Annotated in this window: 9 protein-coding genes; 7 read left to right on the plus strand and 2 right to left on the minus strand. The window is 59.8% G+C overall.

From position 1 onward, the window contains the following. Nucleotides 1–123: 123 nt before the first annotated feature. From PMI03_RS07250 to PMI03_RS31330, 4 genes are all read left to right on the plus strand, one after another. Nucleotides 124–441 carry a co-chaperone GroES gene (locus tag PMI03_RS07250; RefSeq protein ID WP_007691413.1) on the plus strand — a complete coding sequence of 106 codons (318 nt, stop codon included), beginning with the start codon at nucleotides 124–126 and terminating at the stop codon, nucleotides 439–441. A 48-nt stretch (nucleotides 442–489) separates the two neighbouring features. After that, nucleotides 490–2,124, plus strand: a complete 1,635-nt coding sequence (groL, locus tag PMI03_RS07255) for a chaperonin GroEL (RefSeq protein WP_007691415.1) — start codon at nucleotides 490–492, stop codon at nucleotides 2,122–2,124. Between the two features lie 73 nt (nucleotides 2,125–2,197). Next, on the plus strand, nucleotides 2,198–2,581 hold the full coding sequence (locus tag PMI03_RS07260) for a hypothetical protein (RefSeq protein ID WP_007691418.1): 384 nt from the start codon (nucleotides 2,198–2,200) through the stop codon (nucleotides 2,579–2,581). A 72-nt stretch (nucleotides 2,582–2,653) separates the two neighbouring features. Further along, nucleotides 2,654–2,821, plus strand: coding sequence for a hypothetical protein (locus PMI03_RS31330; RefSeq protein WP_007691420.1), 168 nt, complete (start codon nucleotides 2,654–2,656; stop codon nucleotides 2,819–2,821). A gap of 76 nt (nucleotides 2,822–2,897) precedes the next feature. Here PMI03_RS31330 and dctA read toward each other — a convergent pair whose 3' ends face one another. Then, complete coding sequence (gene dctA / locus PMI03_RS07265) at nucleotides 2,898–4,247, minus strand: C4-dicarboxylate transporter DctA (protein WP_374190978.1); 1,350 nt, start codon at nucleotides 4,245–4,247, stop codon at nucleotides 2,898–2,900. A gap of 229 nt (nucleotides 4,248–4,476) precedes the next feature. Between dctA and PMI03_RS07270 the strand changes: the two genes are divergently transcribed. The 3 genes from PMI03_RS07270 to PMI03_RS07280 all read left to right on the plus strand — a co-directional run bounded on the left by PMI03_RS07270 (nucleotide 4,477) and on the right by PMI03_RS07280 (nucleotide 7,897). Then, the gene (locus PMI03_RS07270) at nucleotides 4,477–5,691 is read left to right on the plus strand and encodes a LysR family transcriptional regulator (protein WP_007691424.1); all 1,215 of its coding nucleotides are present in this window, start codon (nucleotides 4,477–4,479) and stop codon (nucleotides 5,689–5,691) included. A gap of 315 nt (nucleotides 5,692–6,006) precedes the next feature. Continuing rightward, nucleotides 6,007–6,894, plus strand: a complete 888-nt coding sequence (locus PMI03_RS07275) for an amidohydrolase family protein (protein WP_007691431.1) — start codon at nucleotides 6,007–6,009, stop codon at nucleotides 6,892–6,894. Nucleotides 6,895–7,264: 370 nt separating this feature from the next. After that, on the plus strand, nucleotides 7,265–7,897 hold the full coding sequence (locus PMI03_RS07280; protein ID WP_007691433.1) for a TetR family transcriptional regulator: 633 nt from the start codon (nucleotides 7,265–7,267) through the stop codon (nucleotides 7,895–7,897). A 182-nt stretch (nucleotides 7,898–8,079) separates the two neighbouring features. On the opposite strand, the gene PMI03_RS07285 is transcribed toward PMI03_RS07280, so the two are convergent. Then, on the minus strand, nucleotides 8,080–9,171 hold the full coding sequence (locus tag PMI03_RS07285; protein ID WP_007691436.1) for a porin: 1,092 nt from the start codon (nucleotides 9,169–9,171) through the stop codon (nucleotides 8,080–8,082). Nucleotides 9,172–9,794 lie beyond the last annotated feature (623 nt).

Below are 9,794 nucleotides of genomic sequence, written 5' to 3' on the forward strand. Positions count from 1 at the left end.
ATTTATATTTCATAATAATTTCCACATGTGCGCAATATTTCTTGGCACTCCTATCTATCGAGTGCCACAAGTGCTATTTAGGAACATCAGCCGCCATAAGCACCGGCTGCAGAAAGAACCCCTATGAAATTCCGTCCACTCCACGATCGCGTCGTCATTCGGCGCGCGGAAGGCGATCTCAAATCCAAGGGCGGGATCATCATTCCAGACACCGCCAAGGAAAAGCCGCAGGAAGGCGAAGTCATCGCCGTTGGTCCGGGCATCCGCAATGAAGGCGGCGCGTTGATCCCACTCGACGTCAAGACCGGCGACACGATCCTGTTCGGCAAATGGTCCGGAACCGAGATCAAGATCGATGGCGAGGAACTCCTCATCATGAAGGAGGCCGACATCATGGGTATCGTCGGAAACACCGATGCGGCCGCCCAAAAAGTCGCCTGACGGCCGATCTCCGACCCTACAATTTCAAGACTGAACTGGATAAACGCCATGACCGCCAAACAAATCAGATTCTCCGCCGATGCGCGCGATCGCATGCTCCGCGGCGTCGAGCTGCTCAACAATGCCGTCAAGGTGACGCTTGGCCCCAAGGGCCGCAATGTCGTAATCGCCAGCGCCTATGGTGCGCCGCGCATCACCAAGGACGGCGTCACCGTCGCCAAGGAAATCGAGCTGGAAGACAAGTTCGAGAACATGGGCGCGCAAATGGTGCGCGAAGTGGCCTCGAAGACCAATGACCTCGCCGGCGACGGCACGACGACTGCGACGGTGCTCGCCGCCTCCATCCTGCGCGAGGGCATCAAGCTCGTTGCCGTCGGCATGAACCCGATGGACCTCAAGCGCGGCATCGACATTGCCGTTGCCGCCGTCGTCAAGGAAATCCAGGCGCGCGCCAAGAAGGTCCAGTCCTCCGGCGAGATCGCCCAGGTCGGCACCATCGCCGCCAATGGCGACGCGAGCGTCGGCGAGATGATCGCCAAGGCAATGGACAAGGTCGGCAACGAGGGCGTCATCACGGTCGAGGAGGCGAGAACCGCCGACACGGAACTCGACGTCGTCGAGGGCATGCAGTTCGATCGCGGTTACCTGTCGCCCTATTTCGTCACCAATGCCGAGAAGATGCGCGTCGAGCTTGAGGATCCCTACATTCTCCTTCATGAGAAGAAGCTCGGCAATCTGCAGGCGATGCTGCCGATCCTTGAAGCCGTGGTGCAGAGCGGCCAGCCGCTGTTGATCATCTCGGAAGATGTGGAAGGCGAAGCGCTGGCGACATTGGTCGTCAACAAGCTGCGTGGCGGCCTGAAGGTCGCGGCCGTCAAGGCTCCGGGCTTCGGTGATCGCCGCAAGGCGATGCTGGAGGATATTGCCGTCCTCACCGCCGGTCAGGTGATCTCCGAAGATCTTGGCATCAAGCTCGAGAATATCACCATCGACATGCTGGGACGCGCCAAGCGCGTGCTGATCGAGAAGGACACGACCACCATCATCGACGGTTCCGGTGAGAAGGTAGCTATCCAGGCGCGCGTCCAGCAGATCAAGGCGCAGATCGAGGATACGACCAGCGACTACGACAAGGAAAAGCTGCAGGAGCGGCTGGCAAAGCTTGCCGGTGGCGTCGCGGTGATCCGTGTCGGCGGCGTGACCGAGATCGAAGTCAAGGAAAAGAAGGACCGCATCGATGATGCTCTGAACGCCACCCGTGCGGCGGTCGAAGAAGGCATCGTGCCCGGCGGCGGCGTGGCACTGCTGCGCGCAAAGTCGGCTCTGACAGGTCTGACGGGCGAAAATGCCGACATGACGGCCGGCATCTCGATCGTGTTGCGCGCGCTTGAAGCTCCGATCCGGCAGATCGCCGACAATGCCGGCGTCGAGGGCTCGATCGTTGTCGGAAAGCTCATCGACAGCACCGATCACAATCAGGGTTTCGACGCACAGACGGAAACCTATGTCGACATGGTCAAGGCCGGTATCGTCGATCCCGCCAAGGTCGTGCGGACCGCTCTGCAGGACGCGGGCTCGATCGCAGCACTTCTGATCACAGCCGAGGCGATGATCGCGGACATTCCGGCAAGAGAATCCGCCCAGACGGCCGGAAATGGCGACATGGGTGGCATGGGATACTGACACCAGCGCCTGCACCGCTCGGCCAGCCTAGTCGGCGGCGGAACTTGAACAACCCTAGACAAGGAAAATTGCCATGGCCGTGCAAAGCGCATCGATCGCGCAGCGTTTCGAAAGCTATCAGCCATCCAAAACGTTGCTCGTATGGGCCTGCATCGTCGCCGCGGTCGCCACCATGATCGTCGGCTTCAGCTGGGGCGGCTGGGTTACGGGCGGCACGTCGCGCACCGCAGCGGCGACAGCCGGCGTCGTTGCGCGCGGGGAACTGGCATCCGCCATATGCGTTCAGCGCTTCAACGCAGCACCGGATGCGGCCTCGAAACTCATCGATTTCAAGGCCATTCCCGATAGCTACAAGAAGCGCCAGTTCGTCGAAACCGGCGGTTGGGCAATGATGCCCGGCGAGACCACACCCGAGAGCCGCAATGTCGAGGGCTGCGCTATCGCCCTCGCCATGTAAGACTTTCGTTTCAGAAGCGCCCCCACATTTGTGGGGAGCGCTTTTTCAATCTGTCAGCGCAGGAGAACGACAATGATCCGTTTCGAGAAAAAGGCCGACCCGAAGCCCTTGCCGAAGGACGTCGAGGACAAGCGCCCCGACAAAATCCACGAAACAGCAGTCGAAGAGCCCAAGAAATCCGGCGCGGACGGCGCACGGTCCCGTGCACGGCAACCGACTGAAGACGACCGCCTTCTCTGACAGCGTCTTTCAGAAACTCGCTTGCTCTTGGAATGCGTCCGGATTGCAGGAGGTAAGCCATCCGATATGTCCGTGGTTACGCGGTGGCGAGGTGTCGGCGCCGCTGGGATGCTGTGCCTATCGTCTCTGCGAGGCGAGTTTCGTCGATCGCCCCTTCCCACCTGGCAATGACGATCGTCGCCAGGCAATTGCCGATCAGGTTCACGAAGGTCAGCCCCTCGGCCAGAATGCGGTGAATGCCCAGGATAAGCGCGATGCTTGCGACGGGGATGATGCCCGTGGTGTTCAGCGTCGCCGCCAGCACGACGAACGCGGCACCCGCCACGCCGGCCGCACCCTTGGACGTCAGCAACAGCACCGCGATCAGACCAAGCTCGTGCCAAAGGGTCAGATGCGTGTTCGTTGCCTGGGCCAGAAACACCACCACCGTCGTCAGGTAAAGGCAGGTACCGTCGAGATTAAAAGAGTAACCGGCGGGCACGACGAAGCCGACGACGCTCTCCTCGCAGCCCACGTCCCGCATCTTCTGTATGACGCGCGGCAACACCGTCTCGGTGGAGGTCGTCGCGGCGACGATCACGATCTCCTCACGCATATAGACCAGCAGCTTCCAGAGGCTGACGCCCACCCAGTGCGCGACCAGCCCGAGCACGATCGCCGTGAAAAGCGCACAGACGATAAAGAACTCGACAATCAATTCGCCAAGCGCCAGCAACGACCCCGATCCGAACCGGCCGACCGTAAAAGCGATCGCACCGAAGGCGCCGATCGGCGCAAAATACATGACGTAGCCAACGATCTTGAAGAAGGCACTCGACAGGCTTTCGATCAGTGCGAAAGCCGGCTTTCCACGCTCGCCGATCGCAGCCAGCGCAATCCCAAACAGCACCGAGACGAACAGAACCTGGAGTACTTCGCCCTCGGTGAAGGCGGAGGCGTAGGTCTTGGGGATGATATGAAGCAGGTAGCCGGAGATGCTTTGCTCATGGGCGGACGCGATGTAGCTGGCGATCGCCTTGGTATCGAGCATCGCCGGGTCGATGTTCATGTCCGCGCCCGGCCGCCACAGATCGGCCGCCACGAGTGCAAAGACGAGGGCAAAAATGGTGATTGCCTCGAAATAAATGATCGATTTCAACGCGAGCCGGCCGACGCGCTTCATGTCCGTCATGCTGGCAATGCCATGCACCACCGTGCAGAAGATCACCGGCCCGATCATGATGCGGATGAGCGAGATGAAGGCATCGCCGAACGGCTTCATCGAGGCTCCGAATTCCGGCCAGAAATGGCCGACAATCACGCCCGCCGCCGTGCCGATCAGCACCTGGAACCAAAGCTGGCCCGCAATACCGAAACGCCTCGACTTGGGCGTCAAAGGCGGCGTCTTCACGTCACTCTGCTTCTCGCTTACGAGACCGTCCATCATCTCTCCTCCCCCATTTCATGTTTCCTCGATCGAAGGCACCGGTGATCGAACAGCCCGCCATTCGCACCATCCTCCGCTCCCGTCGCCTCGCCCCGAGCGGATATTCGCAAAATCCTCACCGCCGCCGGAGAAGCCTCCAGCGATCAATCCTCCTATAGCTGCCTGCCATTGCCCCGGGACGCCACACGGAATCTTGTCCTGGATATAAGCTGCTGCTATAGATGCTCACATGGTTTCCACCTTCGATTTGAGTTTGCGCCACCTCGACGCGGCATTGGCGGTGCTGCGCCAAGGGAGCATCAGCGGCGCTTCCGCTGCCGTGAACCTCTCTCAACCGGCATTGACGCAGGCGCTGGCCAAACTGGAAGCGCTGCTCGGCCATCGCCTCTTCGATCGCCAGCCGAGCGGCGCGTCTCCCACGCAGGCAGGCCATCTCTTCCTTGCCCGCGTCGAACGGGGGCTGGAGCGCATCATCGACAGTGGGCGCAGGCTGCGCCGTTCGGCGCGGCTGAAGCCGATCGCCTATCTGGAGCGCCTGGTGTCCATGGGGCAGTTTCATGCACTCGCTGCGGTCGAGAAGGCCGGCAGTTATTCTCTGGCTGCCCGTGAAATTGGCCTCTCCCAGCCATCCGTGCATCGGGCTGTCAAGGAACTGGAGGCAATCCTGGGCCTGCCCCTGGTGTTCCGGGCGGGTCGGTCCATGCGGCCGACCCCGGCGGGTATGCGGCTGGTTTCAGCGATCCGGTTGATGGCGGCGGAGCTCCAGGCTGGTTTCGACGAGTTGGCCGCGCTGGAACAGGCGGGTGCTGGTACCATCAGGATCGGCGCCCTGCCCCTCCCGCGGGCTGGATTGCTGCCTGAGGCGCTCGCCGGTTTCACACGCAATCATCCCTACACTGCCATCACGATCATCGAAGGACCTTATTCCGATCTGCTGGCGGCGCTGCGCAATGGAGAAATCGACATGGTGGTCGGCGCACTTCGCGATCCCGCGCCGACGCGCGATATCCTCCAGCGGCCGCTGTTTGAGGACGACCTGTTCATCGTCGCGCGATCTCGCCACCCGCTTGCTGGCTCCAGCGATCCCGATCCCGCAGATCTGGCGAATTATCCCTGGGTGATCGGCGCACAGGGCTCGCCAATGCGCGCGCGGTGGGAGGCACTGTTCATCGACCCCGCGCTGCCGGCAAGGCGGATCGAATGCAGCTCCATCCTGATGGCGCGCTGGCTCCTGCTGGATGGAGACTGGCTTGCCCTGATGTCCACCGACCAGTTCCGGATCGAGCAGGCATCGGGACTGCTCGCGCCGATCGGAGGCCCCGTTCAAGGCTCCCGCCGCCAGATCGGCGTAACCACCCGCGCCGACTGGCTGCCGACGGCTGCACAGGCTGATCTGCTAAGCGAATTGACCATCGCCGGCGCAAAGCGATCTTCAGGAATTTGAATAGCCCCTGACCGCTTCCGATACGCCCATACGCTGGCATTATGGGTAAAAACGGCGCGGGAGAGACGATGACGATAGCTCTTGTCAGATTCGGCGAAGCCGCGAAACAGGTTGGGGAACTCCCAGCCGAACATCGTCCGCGCCCTCGATATCGCATCTCTTCCCGAAGTCTCGACACCATTCTCCACGCGACAGGAACATCTCGCGCATGATCATCGATTGTCACGACCATCACGCCGCCGCCGCACCTTTCGACGCGAGGAGCGCGGAAAACAATATCATGGATGCCGACGCCCAAGCTGAGGTGCGCAGCCTATGAGTGCCTTCACGATGGACGCCGACTGGCTCAGCTTCGATCCCACGCCTTCCAGGCCGGCCTTCCAACTGCCGGCGGGTGCGGTGGACGCGCATTGCCACGTCTTCGGGCCTGGCGATGTCTTCCCCTATGCACCGGAACGCAAATACACCCCCTGCGATGCCGGCAAGGACAAGCTGTTCGCGCTCAGGGATTTCCTCGGTTTCGAGCGCAATGTGATCGTGCAGGCGACCTGCCATGGTGCCGACAACCGTGCGCTGGTCGACGCGCTTCGCGCCGCCAATGGACGAGCTCGTGGCGTTGCGACGGTTCGCCCCGACGTGACCGAGGAGGCACTTGCCGAGATGGATGCGGCCGGCGTGCGTGGTGTGCGCTTCAACTTCGTTCGCCGGCTCGTGGATCCGAAGCCGGACGCCTATTATCGCGGCATCATCGAGCGTATCGCGCCGCTCGGCTGGCACATCGTCATCTATTTCGAGGCGGCAGATCTTGAAGAGCGCTGGGATTTCTTCACCAGCCTGCCCACCACGGTCGTCGTCGATCATATGGGCCGGCCCGACGTTACGAAACCAGTCGATGGTCCGGAATTCGGTCGCTTCGTGGCTCTGATGGAGCGCGACAACATCTGGTCCAAGGTCAGCTGCCCCGAGCGTCTCTCCAAGAGCGGCCCGCCGGACTATGACGATGTCGTCCCTTTCGCGCGCACTCTGGTCGAGCGCTTCCCAGACCGCGTGCTGTGGGGTACCGACTGGCCGCATCCCAATATGAAGAATCACATGCCCGATGACGGAGCATTGGTCGACTTCATCCCCCGCATCGCGCCGACCGAGACGCTGCAGCGCAAGCTGCTCGTCGACAATCCGATGCGGCTCTATTGGCAGCTCTAGGGTCCCGCTCGTGTTTGTTCGGGCGACTTCCCCATGATTCCCATCCGTCGTGAACAAGGCCGGCATAAAAGCGGGCAGATGTCGAAGTCGCATAGACGCGAATCTCAGCGGTGGCCGCGCCGCTACTATCACATGCACCGGCGGAACGGGCCAAGATGGCGGGATTGGTCTTGCAGGAGCTTGAAAACGTCTGTCGTTGGGCAAGATACGAGACTCCGCCGGCTTGCAACCCAAAAAATGTGCGCGGCATGCGACAGTCGGCCGGTGGTACGACATAAGCAATATTGTCAATAAAATAATCGACGCTATGACTATAATGTGGGGCTTCGGTCAGGGGGGCGCTTGGACGTTAGTTTTAGTGGAGAATTAGATGAGGCGCACAAAGGAGGAGGCGGCGGAAACGCGACGTGTAATATTGCATTCGGCGGAAACGTTGTTTCTCGACAACGGATATGAAAATGTCACGCTGGAAGAAATAGCCGTCGCCGCTGGCGTCACACGCGGAGCAGTTCACTGGCATTTCAGAAACAAGCAGGGCCTTTTGCTTGCGATCCGCGATGAGGCACGGCAGCCGTTTCGGGATCTAGCGGAGCGGGTATCCGAAGAGCACCCCCCCAATCCGCTCGAACTGGTCGTCGATACAATTTCGGCGATCTTCGCAGAGCTTCAACAGGATCCACGCAAACGCGGGATGCTGAAAGTCATCATGTATCTCGACATGTCGTTCGCTGACTGTGACAGCGGCACGTCTTTTCGGCATGAAATGCAGGAACACTTTGCGAGGATCTTCTGTTCCATGAGCACGGCTAACGCCTTGCCCTGTCCATGGACGCCGGAGACCGCTGCTTCCACGTTGACTGCGGCAATTGGCGGACTGGTCTACGAATGGGCTCTCGACAAGGGCGACTTTGACTTGGCGCCTTGTGGGCAAGCCCTCATCAACATGATCCTCACCGCCTGGTTTCCGAAACATGAAGTGCAGAACATGGCGGCAACGACTTGAGATCGAATTGAGCTGATCGAAATCCAGGCTAGCCCGGCTGCAAGTGCTTAATTGAGAAGGATCCGGTAGGGAAAACCGGATCCTTCCTTCTTTGATCGGAGGTCAACCGATCAATGTGAGAAGCCTGGCGGATTGGAAACGACAGGCTTCTCTTATCCGGTACGAGTCCGGATAACTTTGGATTAGAAGCTGCGCTGGAAGCGCAGGATACCAGCCCACTGATCTGCATTGACGGAATCGAAGTTCGTGTAGGAAACTTCCGGTTCGATCAGCAGGTTCTTGACCGGGTTGAACTTGACGTTCGTGGTCGCGGCAAAGATCTTCGAGTCGGTGTAGGCGAGCTGCAGGTTCCACTTCAGCTTTTCGTTGATCGGAACGCCAACGCCGCCCCAAACTGCCCAGTCGCCCCAGCCGCACTTCGACTCATCATTAACGGGGCAAGCAGAACGATCGAGGTTCGTGCCGGCATACTTGTTCAGCTTGTTGCCGTCGGTGTTGTAGCCACCCATCAAGAAGGCCGAGAACGCGCCGAAGTCGGCATCGACACGAGCCTTGACAGCACCTTCTTCGACGATGGAGTCATAACCACCGACGACCTTGAAGGCCCATGCACCGGTCTTGTAGCCAATACCGGCAACAGCGTCAGGCGCGTAATGGTTCGCCTTGTCGTCGGCCCACCAGCTCGATCCATAAGAGGCATCCGAGCCGCTGGAGTTGCTGTCTTCCAGCGAGATCACAGCCGTGAAGCCGTTGCCGGCATCGTAGTTGTAGGTCAACTGGTTGAGTTCGTACGGGCCGTCATAGATCACGTCGTCGTTGATGACGTCGCCAGCGTAACCCACAAAGAGGTTGTACTGCGAGTCGAGCTTACCAACGGTGAAGCCGCCGAGGCTGATATTGGCGAACAGCAGCTTCGTGCTGGTCGAATTGCCTTCTTCCCAGTCCCAACGGAAGACAGAATTGGTCTTCAGCGGACCGTATTCAGTGTCGGTAGCCGTATCGAGGCTCAATTCCGCACGGGTGTGCCAGAGCGTACCGGTGCGGTTGGTCGGGCTGTACGCATCGTACCACTTGCCTTCGGTACGAACCATGCCGCCGATCTTGAGGCAGGTTTCCGTGCCCGGAATGAAGAAGTAGCCGGCGCCGTATGCGTCGCAAATGCGAACATATTCAAGCGGTTCCGGTTCAGCAGCAACGATAGCATCGGCCGCATGAGCCCCTGAAACTGCAGCAAGCGAAGCAGCAGAGCTGATCAGAAGACTTTTCAAATTCATAGTGAACTCCTGGTTGTATTATGCATTTCAGACGCTTCCGCGAGCATGGAGCTACATTCGCCGCTTACGAGAAGCGACGCCGTATAAATGCGATCAAGTAAGTCCGCGATACGCTCCCCAGTGCCGGAGTCAGGCCCGTCGGACCTTCCCCATTCCCCTCGTGGCAACAGCCTTGAAATGCCCCTACCGATCCGGCCGAATGTTCGACCGCAAGACAAATTATGTCCTAACCATGACTTACAAACGGACCGTATGTTTGTCAATTATATGAAGCGTGCTTTGACATCTACCTGCGCCGCCGTTGCCAAAATGCAACTATCTGCATCACCCTCGGCGCCGGCACTACCAATAATCAACGGGAATTGGCCCTGTCCGAACCGGGTACGACAGTCCTCCGGCCGGCATGCCGCCCAGGGAATCGGAAAAGATGGTCACTGCGCCACCCCATTTGATCGGAAATTGTTCCGATGCCGAATCGGGGACGACTCAGCCCATGACGGGGGGTCACCGGCATGCGATACACCCCTTAAGGTGCCAGAGCTCCACATTTCAGAAAGTAGTCCGGAGATACTCCGTTCTCTCTTTCCATTTGGCAAGCGATAGTCAGAACTTTGGCGCGCTCT

It is taken from the genome of Rhizobium sp. AP16 (genome assembly GCF_000281735.1).
In the GTDB taxonomy this organism is placed as follows: Bacteria; Pseudomonadota; Alphaproteobacteria; order Rhizobiales; family Rhizobiaceae; genus Rhizobium; species Rhizobium rhizogenes.